The sequence below is a fragment of the Sporofaciens sp. JLR.KK001 genome (assembly GCF_036941055.1).
In the GTDB taxonomy this organism is placed as follows: Bacteria; Bacillota; Clostridia; order Lachnospirales; family Lachnospiraceae; genus Sporofaciens.
The window spans coordinates 170,061-185,065 of sequence record NZ_JAYMNO010000003.1 but is presented as its reverse complement, the minus strand read 5'-3'; the positions used below and the strand labels follow the sequence as shown (position 1 = coordinate 185,065).

Genomic DNA, 15,005 nt, shown 5'->3' with positions numbered 1-15,005 from the left:
TTGTAGTTAGATAAAAGTACTTTTGAAATAATACCTATAAAAAGGAAAGCTGAACATCCATATCTTCTTTTAAAAAATTTTATCTTACATCGGCTTGAAGCTTTACATAAGTTTTGAAGTGCTCTTCATTGTTCTTTTTACACTCATACAAAATATTGATTGTAGACATTATTTACAGCTTCAATATAAACAACAAATGACGGATGATCTATGTCCCACCAACGAGATAGATACATTTCTTTCAAATTGACATATTGGTTTCTCACATCAAGCCATAATCCCGCTGCTTTAATTTGTTTTGCTTTAATAGTTACATTGCGGGAATGAGGGACTTCATTCCAAACATATTGATTACTCCCATATCCCCAAGCATTTTTGTTATGCATCAGCCGACATAGTGTTCCATCAGAATTTCTGGTAACAATTGCAACATCGAAGCTGAACTCAATTGTTGGTTCATCTTTGAAGTGTAATAGTGCTGTTAGACAAGAAGTTGAGTCTTTCGATTCAGAAAAACATTGCAGCCCCGCTGCATCATCGAGCAAAATACGAACAGTATTTTTCATATGGCGCAGGTTATTCCAATATTCGTTTGGCGCTTTGAAAATTTCGAGATTATAGTCAAGATCAAACGGGCCATTTCCGTTTCTTGTGACCATGTTTCTTGCACCGCTGCCAACGAGAGTAAATTGGGCGGTTATTCCCTTTCTTTTGAGTTCGGTGCATACTTTTTTCAGTGTAATTGAGCAGTCGGAACGATATCTTTTACACTCTGCTTCATCAACAATTCTGATCATTGGTCTTTATCCTTTCCGCCCATGCCTCCATTTGGCATTCTAGTACCAAATCGTTTTATTATAGCGGTAAAGTCGATATTTGTCAATTATTAAATTCACCATTTGACAATGTGGAGTAACAGTTCAGCCATGCGATTGACCTAACGGGTATTACACCGGCTAAAATATAGCCGGTGTGCCCATAAATAACATTTTTATATTTTCTATAATCCCCATTTTCCTTTTCTTAAGGGTTTCTATGACTGTCATAATAGAACAGTACATTTCACTGCCGCTTTCCTTGCGAAAACCTCCAGCCATTTTCTGGCGATTTTTTGCTTTCCGTAAATCTCGTTCCGAAATATTGTCATCAAAGGGCACGGAAAAATCATGCAAGAATAAAAGATGGTTATGACTGTATTTATCCATACGGTTAAGTAATGTCTTTTCCTCTTTTTTCGCATATTTATGTGTGGTCGTTTTATTTTCTGCCTCTCCTTTTCGTATCAGGGAAAAATATTTTTCTTCATATTCCCTTAGGATTGCAGGCGGAAATGATGGGAACCCCTGCCCTAGTAATTCTTTCCGTTCCCGATTCATTTCACACAGGAGCCCACTCATCTCCCCGGACCATGCATTCCCTGTTTCCTCCGTATTTTTTCGGAGATAACGCATGATGTGGACATTGCATTCTGCGTGCTCCGTGCCAAAGTGGTACAAAGCGGTTTCATGGTCATGCAGAAGAATCCCTGTATAGTGTTTCAAAAAATACAGTCCCTTCAGTGCTTCTATGGATTTGCTGTCCATGGCATGGTATACCACGCTGTTTTTTATGCTGAAATTCCGGATATAATTCTGTTTCCCATTTACTGTTACCACTGTGGCATCGGTTGCAACAACCTTATGGTTCAACAGTCCGTTTTCCAAATTTGTAATGCTTGTTTGAGAAACCGACGCCAGTTTTTTGCAAAATCCATAGACGCTCCCTTCTGATAATTCGAGTTCTCCGTTACCGGCTGCATTTAAAAAAGAAGCGATCCTGTCGTTTGACATAACCCCTTCGCTATACAGGGATACAGCCAGTGCTTTTACATTTGCTCCATAGGTAACATCACTGCGGTATTCTTTTGGAATGTGTATAACCCCTTCTTTATCTGCATAGATACGGATTTCTGTAATCATCGGTTCCACAGCTAGATCAACCACATATTTTGTGACATATTTCTGTCCGGCTGCATTACCAATCATTTTTACTTCATGTCTGCATTTGCCGGAAGCAATTTTTACTTCTATCTCTGCTTTTGTAAGCGTTGTTCCTTTATGCCCTTTTTGTCCGCCTGCTTTACGTTTTGTTTTCTTTCTTCCATTATAGGTATTTGCAGGTTTTCCGCCTTTTTGATCGGTAGATGGTGGAAGGGAAGTATTGGAGCTGTCATGATTGATAATACTTTTCAGACGTGCATTATCGTCTTTAAGCAGTCGGTTTTCTTGATGTAAGAGCCGGTTCTCTTCTTTTAAATCTGCGATTTCCGCTTTCAATTCCCCAACTTCCTGTTTGTGTTCTTTTTCAACCGTATCCAGACGCCCCATGATTTCCATGAGTTGCTGGTACATTCCATTTTCATAGTTGCTTTTTCTTCCCATGGGGCATCTCCTTCCGTTCATTTCTGATAACCATAGTTTATCAGAAACGGATAGAAAAGAAAAATCCTCTTTAGAATAGGTTCGTCAAAATGACGGTGGATTATTTTTGTGTATTCCAGAGGTTCTGTGGAATACCGGTCACAAAAACTATGAAAAATGGAATTCTGAACAGACATGTTGTTCAAAAGTTATCCACATACTAATCACAAAGCAATGAAATTCGTGAAATTACGTGTTTCCATGTGGATAATCAGAAGAAAAAACTTTTTCAATTTCTCTCTTTTGCCAGTCGCAAGGCTGAACTGTTACAATGTGGAAAAGATTTGCGGCATGGAAATGTGGATAACAGGCTATGGAGCTATGGAAAACGCCATTCACAGCACATGGAAAAGCCAAAGTACGGCTTTCCCACGTCCTGCAAACGGCGTTTCCCACAACCCCATAAGACAGCCAGTTACCCACATTCCCACAAATCCGAACTTTTGGATTTTACCACAGTGCCTACGTCGGCGAAATCCCGCGCATCATTTATAACATGAGTAATCTTAATCTTTTAATTTTTTTCAGATATACCATTGACATTAGATATACTGTGTGGTACGATATATAGCAAGGAGGTACAGTATATGAATATTGATGATTGGAAATCCCAAATCAAACGTGGGACACTTGATTTTTGTATTCTGTTAATGATAAGGCAGCGACCATCCTATGGATATGAAATTATCAGCACATTAGAAAAATATCCTATTTTAGCTGCAAAAGAGAATACAATTTATCCGCTACTCAGACGATTAATGAAAGAAGAATATGTTTCGTCCTCATGGCAAGAAAGTGCCGAGGGTTTGCCGCCGAGAAAATATTATTCCATTACAGACAAAGGACTTGAATATATTTCTGCTATGTCTAAAGAATGGAATAATTTGTTAAATGCAATCAATGAAATTAAAGGAGAATAAGACTATGGAAAAAAATTTGAATGACTATCTTGATAAGGTTGAAAAGTATCTGAAACCCTTGCCGATATCCGAGCGAGTTGATATTGTGAAGGAAATCAAGAGTGAAATCCTTGAATTACAAAGCGATGGAAAAACCGCAGAACAAATCACTGGACGGCTGGGCAATCCCAAAGAATTGGCAAAAGCGTATCTGGGGGATTTGATTGCAAAAAACGATTCTTTTAGTTGGAATAGAGTCCTTGCGATTTGTGCCTATTATAGTCTCGCAAGTCTTTCCGGTTTGATTGTAATACCGGTTCTTGCAATTTGCAGCCCGGTGTTCATCATTTGTGCAATAGCCACTCCTATTATGGGCTTTGTCAAATTGATTGATGCATTACTGAATTTAGGTATTCCCTGTGCTAACTATATCGGCATTTCCGGGATTGAAAATCCGGTAGCCGTCTTTATTATTAGTATTGTCATGGGAGTAATTCTGTATCATATTGGGCGTGGGTGTTGGAAACTGCTGGTCTATTATATCAAAGGTGTCAGCAAAGCCAAACAGCATTTGTCCATCTAAAATAAAAAAAGCCAAGGAGCCAGTTGGTATGAAAACGAAAAGTAAAGGTGAAGGTGATAAATTAGCAGCATTTGCAAGGTTAGAAGCATCCAGAAAATTATTTTCCGAATCAATAGAATGTGATGTGGAAAGGGATGAGGCTATGAATGCAAAATATGGCAGTGTTTTGATGCCAATGACTTGCAGATGTCAGTCAGACGACCGTTGAGGTGGTGCTTGGGGCAATAGTTAAAGACAGCAGGATTAAGTGCATGGGGCGGCAAGGAACACAAGATATATGCGAAACGGATAACAAAATAATGAGTTTATGTATGGCATCTGTCAGCAATGGCGGATGCTTTTCTAATCGATAGCAGAAGATTTTAAAGCTAATCCGGAAAATGCGGCAGCGGCTATTAAGGTGTCATAGGATGAAATATGCAAAAATTGCCCCTCATTTTGCAAAAACGGAAAGGACTGTTGTTTTGGGCAGATGTAAATGATAAAATAAAACATTAAGGTGGCAATCATGCAGGTAGAATTATTATCAGATAAATATAAGGCTCATATACTTACCAACAAGAACGTAGATGAAATATATGATCTGCTTAGCAAGAATATCTTATATTATGAATATTGCCCTCCCTTTGTTACACGGCAGACGATCCAGGAGGATATGAGAATATTGCCGCCTGGCAAGGTAATCGAAGATAAATATTATATCGGGTTCTGTCAGGATGGAAAGTTGATTGCAGTTATGGACTTAAACGATGGTTATCCCGAAAAGCTGATTGTATATATCGGTTTTTTTATGACGGATATTTCGGTACAGGGTCGTGGAATAGGAACGGAGATTATTGATTATTTGTGCAGATATCTTTCTGGTCTGGGATATGAGTCGGTTCGGCTGGCATGGGTCAAGGGGAACCCGCAGTCGGAACACTTTTGGCTGAAAAATGGTTTTACACCATTGATGGAAACGACGAGCAACGTTGCAGAGGAAGTCATCTTAGCTGAAAGAATCCTGTAAAATGGAGATTAAAAAACAATGAGTCAATTTATAGAAGGGCTGAAACGGCATAGTTTAGAAGATATAAGAGTCTGTGCAAAGGCGGACTTACATAATCATTTTGTGCTTGGAGGAAGCCGCGAGTATATAAAACGATATAAAAATATAGAGATTATGCCGCTTGAGAGGCCGCTTTCATCCATGCAGGAAATGAATGGATGGAGTGATAAGTATATCGGTTCGAGATTTGATTCTTCGGATATGAGAAAGTTTCTGATTGAAGCGACTTTTCAGCAGGCAAAAAACGATGGTGTGACGGTTTTAGAGATTGGAGAGGATGTCTGGGGGCTTGGAGAGTTTTTTAGAAATGACATCCATGAGCTTATCAATGCTTTTTATAAAGCGAAAGCGAAGATCGCTCCTGACATGGAACTACGGCTGCAAATCGGGCTTTCCAGGCATTGTTCCATTGGCTATCTGGAGGACTGTCTTTCGCATTTTTGGGGGAACAGTGCTTTCTATTCGATTGATTTGTATGGAGATGAGATGGCGCAGCCTATTGAAACGTTTATACCCGTTTATCGCCGGGCTAAGAAAGAAGGCCTTCGGTTAAAAGCGCATGTTGGAGAATGGGGAAGTGCACAAGACATCCAAAAAGCAGTGGAATTGTTAGAGTTGGATGAAGTACAGCATGGTATTGCGGCGGCTTATGATAAAGGGATTATGAGGTTTTTAACGGATAATCACATCCGTCTTAATATTACACCTACAAGCAATATATTACTGGGCAGAGTGGAAAAGCTCAAAGAGCATCCGATCTCATTGCTCTATAGGAACGGGGTTGACGTTACGATTAATTCAGATGATGTCCTGATGTTTGATTCGGATGTTTCAAAAGAATACCTGCGCCTACATGAGTCGGGATGTTTGTCAGCGGAAGAGTTGGATGATATACGAGAAAATGGATTGAAAAGTATTGAGGAGATTATTACGTGAGTATAGCAGTCAATGAAAAATTGGTGACTTGGATTGAAGAAAAAGTAAAAAGTGAATATGCAGATGATATCAGTCTGGCATTGCTGTATGGTTCATTTGTAAATGGAACAGCAAACTCCAGATCGGATATAGATTGTTATTTTATTCCCCGGACAGAACGGGGGTATCGGCTGGCAGGAACTTTTATGATTGCGGGCGTAGGATATGACATCTTTCCGATGGACTGGGAACGTGTCCGAAATATTGCAAATTTGGAGGAGGGTCTTCTTCCGCTTGTCGGAGATGTAAAAGTTCTTTATTCTTCTTCGGAAGAGGATTTAGGGAGATTCCGAGGGCTGCAGGTTCAAATGAAAGATAATCTGGCTGATAAGCAGAAATCGCAGACGGCCGCACGAAAGAGGGCCGAATCCGCTTATAAATTATATCAGGATATGTGTAAGCCGAATCCGCTTGTGGAAATTCGGAAACTGGCTGGACATATCATTATGCAATTAGCAGATGCCGCGGCGATTTACAACAATGACTACTTTCACTGCGGCCTGAAAATGCAGTTCCAGGATTTGCTGAAGCTGCAGAAAGAAAAGGACATACCGATCCGGATCTGTGAGGAATATTTACATACGGTACAGGCAAAACAGCGGAGGAATCTATCCGGCACAGCTATGGGATGCTTTGTACGGTGGGAGAGTATATAGGAGTGAGTTTTTCAGAGGATTTGTCAAAGGATCATGCAGAATCCGGGGAAACAACGGAGGTAAAGGATTCTGCACTTTTGGCTGGATTATATGAAGAAATCAGTTCCACATTTAATAAAATCTATGTCTGCTGTGAAACGAATAATTACATACTTGCATATTTGTCTGCCGTATGTCTGCAAAGGGAATTAGACGATGCGCACAGGGAGTATGGCTCTGAAAAGTATGATATTTTGAGTTTTTATGAGTGGGATGATCTGCAGAAAATGAATCTGGCAGTTAAGGCAGCAGAAGACCATTTGGTTCGGTTTATAGTCGGCAGCGGAGGAGTTATAAAGAGATACAGTACTTTTGAGGAATTCCAAAGGAGCGCCTGGGCATGGTAATTACAGGTATTGTTATTATGAAATGATCTAATGGAGGAGTGTTGACGGTGGATATACAAGGATTCTGGGATGCTGTGCTGAAACAGGATACACGCAAAATCGAAAAATATTTTTGGGATGACGCCTATATTAACTGGCACTGTACCAACGAACATTTCAATGTTAAGGAGTACATAAAGGCGAACTGTGAATATCCCGGTGACTGGGAAGGCGAAATCCAGCGGGTAGAGCAGGCGGGGGATGTGAGCATAGTTGTCGTACATGTGTATAATCAAGATAAAAGCCTTTCTTTTCATGTGGTTTCCTTTCTGCGGATAAGAGACGATAAAATCTGTTCTGTGGATGAATATTGGGGAGACGATGGGGCTGCACCTGACTGGCGTTTGGAGATGCAGATAGGAACAGCGATTTTGGAGTGATTTCCTGCGGGAGTATCAGCTTTGAAAATTGTGTAAAGAGGTGTGGCATGTATAAAGAAGAATTGAAAGAATTGGCGGATCAAATGATAAGGCGGATAGATTTTCTGGATGGGGCCGTTAAGGAGGTTTCAGAAGAGGCATTGTCTAAGGGACGTGTACTTGATGTACGCTGGCGGGGAAATGTACATTTTGTATTGCAGACGTACCATTCAGATTGGGGCTGGTATTTTGCAGAGCGAAACGGGGAGCGTGTTTCCAGCCTTTATCGCGTGGGCAGATTTGACGAACGGTTTTATCAGGCAGTGCAGCATTTTGTAGGGGAGATCAATCAGGGTGATTTTGGCCATAAGCGGACAGCGAGTGAAAAGCTTGCAGAAATTATTGAAAAACGGCAATTGACAAGTTACATGAATACTACGAAGTGGATCGAGTTCCTTCAGGTGATGACAGAAGAGATGCCTCTAAAAATTCCCTATGCTTATCGTACACTTTTTGATGTGGACGGAAGAAATGATGACTTATTTGACACTTGCTATTGCAGTGAATGTTTTAATGGTCATGACTTTAAATCATTAGAATGGGTAAAAGTTAAGCCGAAATTTTGCGAGAGAAAGTACCGGGGAAGGCTGATTGAGGATGAAGAAATCTGGCATGATTTGGAAGGGGAGTTTATCAAAGGGATGAAGAAATATTCGATTCCATATGAAGCGGAGGATGGGATGTATATTGTTTATGGCTACCGGTAGAAATATAAGTTTTAGTCTTTGGATCAGGAGTGTACAATATGCTTAACCCTTGGGAAGAAATTTTATTAGATGATTATGAAAATCATATGCAGTTAGATACTGTTATGCAGCTGCAGGCGATGAATAAAATGATGAAAGGCCAGCTTGGGGCTTATTCAGTTTCCAGTGTGATGATATTAGGCATTGCCGGAGGAAACGGTCTTGAGCATATACGAAAAAATAAATATAGAAGAGTATATGGAATAGATATAAATTCTTCCTATTTAAGAGAGGCCGCCCGCAGATACCCCGATTTAGCAGGGATTTTAAAATGTCTATGTTTTGATTTGACGAGAGACGCAGACAAGCTGCCAGAAGCAGATTTGCTTATTGCAAATCTGCTGATAGAGTATATTGGATACGAATGCTTTCAGGAAGCGATTTTGCATGTAAATCCAAATTATGTTTCTTGTATCATTCAAATTAATATGAACAATAACTGGGTTTCTGATTCACCTTATCTCCATACCTTTGATGGGTTGGAGAAAGTATATGCTCAGATAGAGGAACGGCCATTGGAGATTTTGATGAACAAAACAGGATACAACAAAATCAAGACATTGAAGCATCTGCTTCCTGATGGGAAGAAACTTGTGCAGATGGATTTTGAAAGAGGGAGGGGATTTGATGAAACGGTCCATAGTCGTAGCGGAATTTCCTTGTGACTGCAAGACGGTCTGGGATATTGTTACGGATAATAAAAATTATAGATGGCGTAGCGATTTGTCTAGAATTGAAGTGATTAATGAAACGTGCTTTGATGAATATACAAAGGAAGGATTTGTGACCCGTTTCCGTATCACAGAGAAAGAGCCTTATCGAATATATCGATTTGCTATGGAGAATAAGAACATGTGCGGAAACTGGATCGGCCTGTTCGAGAAACGGGACGGTGGGACACAGATTACTTTTACAGAAGAAGTCCAGGTAAAAAATCCCATTATGAACCTGTTTGTAAAGGGCTACCTAAAAAAGCAACAGGCAAAATATATTGCAGATTTAAAAGAGGCTATTAGGAGTTAAAGGAAATGAAAAGAAATGGGGACATGTAAAATGGAAATACAGTTTAGGCAACCATCTATAATGCAGATATGCGACCATATCTGGCTTATGAATGATAATAATGAAGCAACAGGATACGTCGTGGCTGGAAATAAATATGCTGCAGTGATTGATACGATGATAGGGCTGGTAAATGTAGAAGCGGAGGCTCGAAAGCTGACAAATTTACCGCTTATTTGTGTGAATACACATGGGCATTGTGACCATATCGGCGGAAACTGGAGTTTTGATGAGGCGTATATCAATTTTGCGGATTTGCCTGTAGCAAAAGAAGCTCTGTCTATTCCTGAGATTGAGGCGGCCAAGCAGCAGTTTGGTCTTAAGTATCCAGAATTTTTGCCAATTGATGATGGACAGGTATTCGATTTGGGCGGAGTAAAACTGCAGGCATATTACTTGCCAGGGCATACCGCGGGTGAAATTGTTTTATTAGACCGGGCGGACCGAATCCTGTTCACAGGAGACGGTGTAATTGAACAGATTTGGATGCAGCTGCCAGAATCTCTTCCAATAAAGACGCAGATCCAGAGCATGCAGCGGATTCAACATCTTCGGAATGAATTTGACACGATATTAACGGGTCACAGCCGCTGCCCTGAGAAAGCAGAGTTATTCGATCATTTACTTCTGGCGGCTATTGACCTGGAAAATGGAAACACTGCGGAAGATATCGAATATCAATGGTTTGGTGGAACGTGCAAAGCACATCCTTATGGCAGAGAACCAAGAAGAATTGTTTATCAAGGATAATTTATTATTAGTGCATCTGTTTGCAATGTGAAACGGCTAAAAGCAGGGAGAAAAATATAGTTTACGAAGGGAAAATACGTTAATGAGCGAAAAATTTACATTTAGATATGCAAAAAGGGATGATATTTCTTTAATTCTACAATTTATAAAAGACCTTGCAGCCTATGAAAAAATGATAAATGAAGTTGTTGCAGATGAAAAAACGCTGGAAGAATGGATTTTTGATAAACAGAAAGCAGAGGTCATTTTTGTTGTCGTGGATGACGAGGAGATTGGTTTTGCACTTTTCTTTCATAACTTCTCTACGTTTCTCGGAAGGGCGGGTATCTATCTTGAAGATCTGTTTGTAAAACCTGAATATCGTGGGAAAGGTTATGGAAAGGCGATTCTGAAAAAGCTGGCGGCTATCGCGGTTGAGCGTGGGTGCGGGCGATTGGAGTGGTGGTGTCTTGATTGGAACAAGCCTGGTATTGATTTCTATCATTCGCTGGGGGCAGAGCCTATGGATGATTGGACGGTATATCGGATTACTGGCGATACACTGTCTAATCTTGCAAGCTTTTGAACAATGGATTCTATTTTATGGGGTGTTAGAATGGTGCTGTTAATTGTCGATACACAAAAATTGATTACAAACAATGAACTATATCAATTTAATCTATTTGAATCACGTGTCAGACAACTGATAAATAAGGCTCGCAGCCGTGGTGTTGAAGTCATTTTTGTCAGGCATGATGATGGCAAGGAGAATGGATTATTAAAAGGTACGGAGGAGTTTGAAATATATGATGGATTCCAACCTGTCGGGAGTGAAGTTATCTTTGACAAGAACGTAAACAGTGCTTTTAGAGGTACAGGATTATTGGAATATTTAAGACAAAAAGAAGAAAATACTGTTATTATTGCTGGGCTGCAAACAGAATATTGCATAGATGCTACTATAAAAGCGGGTTTTGAGCATGGTTTCAAAATGATAGTTCCGGCAAATACCAACAGCACATTTGATAATCAATATATGTCGGCGGATCAGACCTATAAATACTATAATGAATTCATGTGGAATAAACGGTATGCGGAATGTATTTCTTTTGAACGAACGATAGAACTAATGGAGGAATGAGAGATGGGTGATACGAAAATCAGCTATGATGAGCAGTTTGGCATCAGGACTTTTAAGAAGGAAATCTGCTCGGAGCTGGGCGAACCGTTTTGGCTGGAGCTGACAGATGGTCTTGTTTTGCCGGATATGGAAACCGAGGCTGGCTGCAAGTGCTGCAATATGTATACATTTATATGCCGGTTGGAAGCGATGGCAGACGAAAAAACTGTACGGAAAATTCTTTACAGAGTGCGGCATGGAATACATCCGTCTCAGTCTGCGTGGGCAAGGGAAGAGTTTCTTGAAATCGGTGATTTAGATAAGTTTCTTCAAAAGCATTTGGAAACAGAGACAGAACGTTTTATTGAATTAAACCGGGAGCATAAAGATTTCTATGGGCAGGAGATCACGGATGAGGTGTTGGAATTCATTCAGAAAAACCCATCTATGCTTGCTCCGGTCAGGCATGGAAATAAACTGCACTGCATGGCATTTCCATATAATATGCGGGAATATCTCGATGCCCCTGATGATACGATGCGGCGTTACCATGCGTGTCATTGCCCGTTTGCGAAGGAATCTATTTTGTCCGATATGCCAGTATCTCCGATTTTGTGTTACTGCAGCCTTGGTCATGTGATGAATTTTACGGAGGCATTCCTTGGCCGGGAACTTGAGGGCAGAGTGGTACGTTCTGTGCTGAACAAAGATTTGACCTGTGAGTATGAAATTACGATTCCAGAGGATATTATGACCCAGTACATAGCACCGCGCGGAATGGAGAATGTTATAGACACAAGAAAAAATGAATAATAACAAATCATGGAGGGGTATGGAATGCTGCTGGAACTGATCGTTTTGTTGATAATTGGTATTATATTTTTGATTGTCGGCTGGTCCATTTGGAAAAGGGAGAAGATAAATCTCATACATGACTACCATTATAAAAATGTGGCGGAGGCAGATAAAAAAGAGTATACTGCGCTTATGGGAAAAGGTGCAATCATAATTGGAATAGGAATCATTCTTACAGGAATTATTGATTTTATTACGCAAACTGGATGGGGTTGGACTGCATTTGGGGTTTGTTTTGTAAGTGGATTTGGACTTATGGTTTATGCAGGGATGAAATATAATTAAAATTTATCGTCAGGAGATATCATTGTTTTGGCAAGGTTTAATGCTCAATTATGAATTGTGAAATCAGATGAAAGAATATGAAGATTGGAAATTGCAATATGGAGGTGGCGTTTGGGTGAAAAGAGAACTTGGGATTGCAAGATGTGGACTTGCTTGCTGTTTATGCTCTGAGAATGTCGGCTGCAATGGCTGTAACTCTGGTGAATGTCCTGATAAAGAATGGTGTGAAAATCGTACTTGTTCCATCAAAAAAGGGATATCAAATTGTTTTTTATGTGAAATTGATTGTAAAAAGGGACTTTTAGCAAAGCTCAAGCCATATGGATTTACGATATTTGCTAAAAGATATGGTCTGGAAACTTTGCTTGATTGCCTTGAAAGAAATGAAAAAAACGGAGTTGTCTATCATAGAGAGGGGATATATGGAGATTATGATGGTTTTACTGATTTGGAAGAGTTAATTGCGTTTATTAAAAATGCCCCTGATTTATTGGTGAGGTAGAGAGAAAGTGGATATTGAATTTAAGAAAATAACAGAATTTCCTCGGGGAACGCTTGCCGTCTTGTTGAAAGACAGTTATTCTTTTGAGCCGAAATTCGAGCTTAATTGGCATAACCAATGGCAGGACTTTGATGATTTTTTTTATGATAATCCCCATATTGCCGAGGTTAGCGGGTTTATGACAGTTCTGGAAGGAAAGCCCGTTGGATTTGTTTCATGGAATCCGACAAACCTGCCTGAATCAGCAGAAGTCGGGCACAACTGCATTTTGACGGAATACAAGGGAAACGGCTATGGGAAACGACAAATGCAGGAAGCGGTTCAGCGTATGATTGCGCAGGGAGCAAAAAAGATAGTTGTTTGGACAAATGAGATTTGCGTTCCCGCTCAGCACACTTATGAAAGTGTGGGATTTCAGTTTGTAAAAAAGAGTGAGGAAACATTCTCCGAATATGCGGGGCAAAGAATACATTATGAAATTATAGTATCGTAAAGAATCGATAAATGAAATCAAGAGGGATAAGAAATATGAAGATTGATAAATGCAAAAAAGCCTCTTTTGTTGTGATAGGAAAAGAGGGTTCAACATCAGATGGAGAAGGATTTATCCAAAAGCTTTGGGATGATGCAAATTCTCATTTTGGAGAAGTTCAGCATTTGGCAAAGAAAGACGAAAATGGCAATATCGCTGGCATATGGGGAGCAATGTCTGATTTTTCCCGGTCTTTTCATCCGTGGGAGGACTTTTGCAAGGGGCTTTATCTTGCCGGAGTAGAATGTAATGATGATGCAGAAGCTCCTAACGGATGGACAAAGTGGGTGGTTCCCGGCTATGAATATATTTATGCGGAACGTGAAAATGAGGACACTTTTTCAGAGGTGATAAAATATCTGGGAGATAATGGTCTTCAACTGACAGGGGCAGTTCATGATTTTACTTGTCCGCAGACTGGAAAGAGGTATATGTTTTTTCCGATTAAAAAGCTGTAAAGAGATAAGAGCTGGGAGATACGGATAATGGATATGAGACAGATTTTAAAGTATCTGGCTGATTTAAGCGAGAATAATAATTGGGAATGGTATCGTGCATATAGAATGGAAAATGACAGATCCCCGCTTAATCCATCTTTTCGTGCACATATTTCATCTAAGGGAAAGCAGCCTGTCCCAGTGGGATATTATCTGATGATCAAATCAGGCGGACAGTCTTTCCTAAGAGGGGGATTGTCTACGAATATGTTTAAGGATGCTACTACTATGATTCGGGATTATATTGCAGAACATGGAGACGAGTTTGGAGAAATTATTCATTTTCCTGAGTTTCAGAAATATTTTGAGGTACAGGGTACATCGCTGAAAAATGTTCCATGTTATGAAACCGTTTAATGATTATCTGAACAAAGCACTTGATGGATTCCGGATGCCCACAAGATAGAATTATAACCTGGATTACTTGGGGTGATATGATCGTGAGGCGAGATTAGATCAGGCAGCCGAACTGACAATTGCATATTGAAATGGTATATCGCCTGCTCCGGTATGATAAGACTGCCTTTCAGTCAGTAAAAATGGACAGTTTTTTGCAATGATGATATACAAATGGGAAATCGAAACAGATATCAGCAAGAGAGGAATGCTGAAAATGGGTAGAAATAAGGGAGAATCAAAGAAGATGGGGCAAAAATTCTCTGAGATGAGCCTTGGAGAATTATGGCGGTTATTTCCGATTATTCTGTCAGAGCCTAAGGCATATTGGAAAGAGTGGTACATAGAAGAAGAGGCGAAACTAAAAGAAGTCCTGCCGGCAGACCAGGTCGTCCGCATCAGCCACATCGGCAGCACGGCGATAGAAGGGATTTGGGCGAAGCCAATCATTGATATTCTGGCAGAAGTTACTAAGGACAGCGATCTGCAGTCTTTTAAAGAATATCTTACTTCTGCAGGGTATTTATGCATGTCAGAAAACAGCCGGCGCTTATCGTTTAATAAAGGATATACGGAAAAGGGCTTTGCGGAGAAGGTTTTTCATCTGCATTTGTGCAGGGAAGGCGATAACGATGAACTGTATTTCCGTGATTATTTGAATCAATACCCTGATACAGCCAAAGAATATGAAAAGTTAAAACTTGGGTTATGGAAGCAATACGAGCATAACCGTGATAGCTATACGGATGCAAAAACAGATTTTGTAAAGAAATACACTTTAATAGCAAAGGATATTGCAGTTTTTAAAACAATGTAA

General features: G+C 40.0%; 23 protein-coding genes. 21 read left to right on the top strand and 2 right to left on the bottom strand.

What is annotated here, in order from left to right:
• Window positions 1-143: 143 nt before the first annotated feature.
• On the bottom strand, window positions 144-797 hold the full coding sequence (locus tag VSQ62_RS31135) for a hypothetical protein (RefSeq protein ID WP_334638665.1): 654 nt from the start codon (window positions 795-797) through the stop codon (window positions 144-146).
• Window positions 798-956: 159 nt separating this feature from the next.
• The gene (locus VSQ62_RS31130; protein WP_334638664.1) at window positions 957-2,420 is read right to left on the bottom strand and encodes an IS66 family transposase; all 1,464 of its coding nucleotides are present in this window, start codon (window positions 2,418-2,420) and stop codon (window positions 957-959) included.
• 626 nt (window positions 2,421-3,046) lie between these two features.
• Here VSQ62_RS31130 and VSQ62_RS31125 point away from each other — a divergent pair.
• The 21 genes from VSQ62_RS31125 (at window position 3,047) to VSQ62_RS31025 (ending at window position 15,005) form a co-directional block, all read left to right on the top strand.
• A complete protein-coding gene (locus VSQ62_RS31125; RefSeq protein ID WP_334638663.1) occupies window positions 3,047-3,379 on the top strand; it encodes a PadR family transcriptional regulator in 333 nt (110 codons plus the stop codon).
• A gap of 4 nt (window positions 3,380-3,383) precedes the next feature.
• On the top strand, window positions 3,384-3,941 hold the full coding sequence (locus VSQ62_RS31120) for a DUF1700 domain-containing protein (RefSeq protein WP_334638662.1): 558 nt from the start codon (window positions 3,384-3,386) through the stop codon (window positions 3,939-3,941).
• A gap of 28 nt (window positions 3,942-3,969) precedes the next feature.
• Window positions 3,970-4,149, top strand: a complete 180-nt coding sequence (locus tag VSQ62_RS31115) for a hypothetical protein (protein WP_160283751.1) — start codon at window positions 3,970-3,972, stop codon at window positions 4,147-4,149.
• Window positions 4,150-4,449: 300 nt separating this feature from the next.
• Window positions 4,450-4,950, top strand: coding sequence for a GNAT family N-acetyltransferase (locus VSQ62_RS31110; protein WP_159757747.1), 501 nt, complete (start codon window positions 4,450-4,452; stop codon window positions 4,948-4,950).
• 18 nt (window positions 4,951-4,968) lie between these two features.
• Window positions 4,969-5,925 (top strand): amidohydrolase family protein, encoded by a 957-nt coding sequence (locus VSQ62_RS31105; protein WP_334638661.1) that lies wholly within the window; start codon window positions 4,969-4,971, stop codon window positions 5,923-5,925.
• Window positions 5,922-6,620 (top strand): nucleotidyltransferase domain-containing protein, encoded by a 699-nt coding sequence (locus VSQ62_RS31100; protein WP_334638660.1) that lies wholly within the window; start codon window positions 5,922-5,924, stop codon window positions 6,618-6,620. Before VSQ62_RS31105 ends, VSQ62_RS31100 begins: the two co-directional genes overlap by 4 nt.
• Window positions 6,621-6,622: 2 nt before the next feature.
• Window positions 6,623-7,006: a hypothetical protein gene (locus VSQ62_RS31095; protein ID WP_334638659.1), complete on the top strand. Its 384-nt coding sequence runs from the start codon at window positions 6,623-6,625 to the stop codon at window positions 7,004-7,006.
• A gap of 47 nt (window positions 7,007-7,053) precedes the next feature.
• Complete coding sequence (locus VSQ62_RS31090; RefSeq protein ID WP_159757738.1) at window positions 7,054-7,425, top strand: nuclear transport factor 2 family protein; 372 nt, start codon at window positions 7,054-7,056, stop codon at window positions 7,423-7,425.
• Between the two features lie 47 nt (window positions 7,426-7,472).
• Complete coding sequence (locus VSQ62_RS31085) at window positions 7,473-8,171, top strand: DUF6678 family protein (RefSeq protein ID WP_159757735.1); 699 nt, start codon at window positions 7,473-7,475, stop codon at window positions 8,169-8,171.
• A 38-nt stretch (window positions 8,172-8,209) separates the two neighbouring features.
• Window positions 8,210-8,875, top strand: coding sequence for a class I SAM-dependent methyltransferase (locus VSQ62_RS31080; protein WP_159757732.1), 666 nt, complete (start codon window positions 8,210-8,212; stop codon window positions 8,873-8,875).
• Window positions 8,838-9,233: an SRPBCC family protein gene (locus VSQ62_RS31075; RefSeq protein ID WP_334638658.1), complete on the top strand. Its 396-nt coding sequence runs from the start codon at window positions 8,838-8,840 to the stop codon at window positions 9,231-9,233. Before VSQ62_RS31080 ends, VSQ62_RS31075 begins: the two co-directional genes overlap by 38 nt.
• A 30-nt stretch (window positions 9,234-9,263) precedes the next feature.
• Window positions 9,264-10,022, top strand: coding sequence for an MBL fold metallo-hydrolase (locus VSQ62_RS31070; RefSeq protein ID WP_334638657.1), 759 nt, complete (start codon window positions 9,264-9,266; stop codon window positions 10,020-10,022).
• An 82-nt stretch (window positions 10,023-10,104) separates the two neighbouring features.
• Window positions 10,105-10,587: a GNAT family N-acetyltransferase gene (locus VSQ62_RS31065; protein WP_334638656.1), complete on the top strand. Its 483-nt coding sequence runs from the start codon at window positions 10,105-10,107 to the stop codon at window positions 10,585-10,587.
• A gap of 3 nt (window positions 10,588-10,590) precedes the next feature.
• Window positions 10,591-11,142 (top strand): cysteine hydrolase family protein, encoded by a 552-nt coding sequence (locus VSQ62_RS31060; protein ID WP_334638655.1) that lies wholly within the window; start codon window positions 10,591-10,593, stop codon window positions 11,140-11,142.
• 3 nt (window positions 11,143-11,145) lie between these two features.
• Window positions 11,146-11,934: a hypothetical protein gene (locus VSQ62_RS31055; protein WP_334638654.1), complete on the top strand. Its 789-nt coding sequence runs from the start codon at window positions 11,146-11,148 to the stop codon at window positions 11,932-11,934.
• A 24-nt stretch (window positions 11,935-11,958) separates the two neighbouring features.
• Window positions 11,959-12,261 (top strand): DUF3784 domain-containing protein, encoded by a 303-nt coding sequence (locus tag VSQ62_RS31050; protein WP_334638653.1) that lies wholly within the window; start codon window positions 11,959-11,961, stop codon window positions 12,259-12,261.
• 115 nt (window positions 12,262-12,376) lie between these two features.
• The gene (locus VSQ62_RS31045; protein WP_016220638.1) at window positions 12,377-12,763 is read left to right on the top strand and encodes a hypothetical protein; all 387 of its coding nucleotides are present in this window, start codon (window positions 12,377-12,379) and stop codon (window positions 12,761-12,763) included.
• 7 nt (window positions 12,764-12,770) lie between these two features.
• Complete coding sequence (locus VSQ62_RS31040; RefSeq protein ID WP_334638652.1) at window positions 12,771-13,256, top strand: GNAT family N-acetyltransferase; 486 nt, start codon at window positions 12,771-12,773, stop codon at window positions 13,254-13,256.
• Between the two features lie 35 nt (window positions 13,257-13,291).
• Window positions 13,292-13,753, top strand: a complete 462-nt coding sequence (locus VSQ62_RS31035; protein ID WP_334638651.1) for a GyrI-like domain-containing protein — start codon at window positions 13,292-13,294, stop codon at window positions 13,751-13,753.
• A gap of 27 nt (window positions 13,754-13,780) precedes the next feature.
• Window positions 13,781-14,149 carry a DUF2461 family protein gene (locus VSQ62_RS31030; protein WP_322101308.1) on the top strand — a complete coding sequence of 123 codons (369 nt, stop codon included), beginning with the start codon at window positions 13,781-13,783 and terminating at the stop codon, window positions 14,147-14,149.
• A gap of 256 nt (window positions 14,150-14,405) precedes the next feature.
• Window positions 14,406-15,005 (top strand): GrpB family protein, encoded by a 600-nt coding sequence (locus VSQ62_RS31025; protein ID WP_334638650.1) that lies wholly within the window; start codon window positions 14,406-14,408, stop codon window positions 15,003-15,005.

What these genes read in the sequence shown, in the direction of transcription:
- VSQ62_RS31135 (WP_334638665.1), bottom strand. Translation starts at nt 797, where the DNA reads ATGATCAGAATTGTTGATGAAGCAGAGTGTAAAAGATATCGTTCCGAC.
- VSQ62_RS31130 (WP_334638664.1), bottom strand. Translation starts at nt 2,420, where the DNA reads ATGGGAAGAAAAAGCAACTATGAAAATGGAATGTACCAGCAACTCATG.
- VSQ62_RS31125 (WP_334638663.1), top strand. Translation starts at nt 3,047, where the DNA reads ATGAATATTGATGATTGGAAATCCCAAATCAAACGTGGGACACTTGAT.
- VSQ62_RS31120 (WP_334638662.1), top strand. Translation starts at nt 3,384, where the DNA reads ATGGAAAAAAATTTGAATGACTATCTTGATAAGGTTGAAAAGTATCTG.
- VSQ62_RS31115 (WP_160283751.1), top strand. Translation starts at nt 3,970, where the DNA reads ATGAAAACGAAAAGTAAAGGTGAAGGTGATAAATTAGCAGCATTTGCA.
- VSQ62_RS31110 (WP_159757747.1), top strand. Translation starts at nt 4,450, where the DNA reads ATGCAGGTAGAATTATTATCAGATAAATATAAGGCTCATATACTTACC.
- VSQ62_RS31105 (WP_334638661.1), top strand. Translation starts at nt 4,969, where the DNA reads ATGAGTCAATTTATAGAAGGGCTGAAACGGCATAGTTTAGAAGATATA.
- VSQ62_RS31085 (WP_159757735.1), top strand. Translation starts at nt 7,473, where the DNA reads ATGTATAAAGAAGAATTGAAAGAATTGGCGGATCAAATGATAAGGCGG.
- VSQ62_RS31080 (WP_159757732.1), top strand. Translation starts at nt 8,210, where the DNA reads ATGCTTAACCCTTGGGAAGAAATTTTATTAGATGATTATGAAAATCAT.
- VSQ62_RS31075 (WP_334638658.1), top strand. Translation starts at nt 8,838, where the DNA reads ATGAAACGGTCCATAGTCGTAGCGGAATTTCCTTGTGACTGCAAGACG.
- VSQ62_RS31070 (WP_334638657.1), top strand. Translation starts at nt 9,264, where the DNA reads ATGGAAATACAGTTTAGGCAACCATCTATAATGCAGATATGCGACCAT.
- VSQ62_RS31065 (WP_334638656.1), top strand. Translation starts at nt 10,105, where the DNA reads ATGAGCGAAAAATTTACATTTAGATATGCAAAAAGGGATGATATTTCT.
- VSQ62_RS31060 (WP_334638655.1), top strand. Translation starts at nt 10,591, where the DNA reads ATGGATTCTATTTTATGGGGTGTTAGAATGGTGCTGTTAATTGTCGAT.
- VSQ62_RS31055 (WP_334638654.1), top strand. Translation starts at nt 11,146, where the DNA reads ATGGGTGATACGAAAATCAGCTATGATGAGCAGTTTGGCATCAGGACT.
- VSQ62_RS31050 (WP_334638653.1), top strand. Translation starts at nt 11,959, where the DNA reads ATGCTGCTGGAACTGATCGTTTTGTTGATAATTGGTATTATATTTTTG.
- VSQ62_RS31035 (WP_334638651.1), top strand. Translation starts at nt 13,292, where the DNA reads ATGAAGATTGATAAATGCAAAAAAGCCTCTTTTGTTGTGATAGGAAAA.
- VSQ62_RS31030 (WP_322101308.1), top strand. Translation starts at nt 13,781, where the DNA reads ATGGATATGAGACAGATTTTAAAGTATCTGGCTGATTTAAGCGAGAAT.
- VSQ62_RS31025 (WP_334638650.1), top strand. Translation starts at nt 14,406, where the DNA reads ATGGGTAGAAATAAGGGAGAATCAAAGAAGATGGGGCAAAAATTCTCT.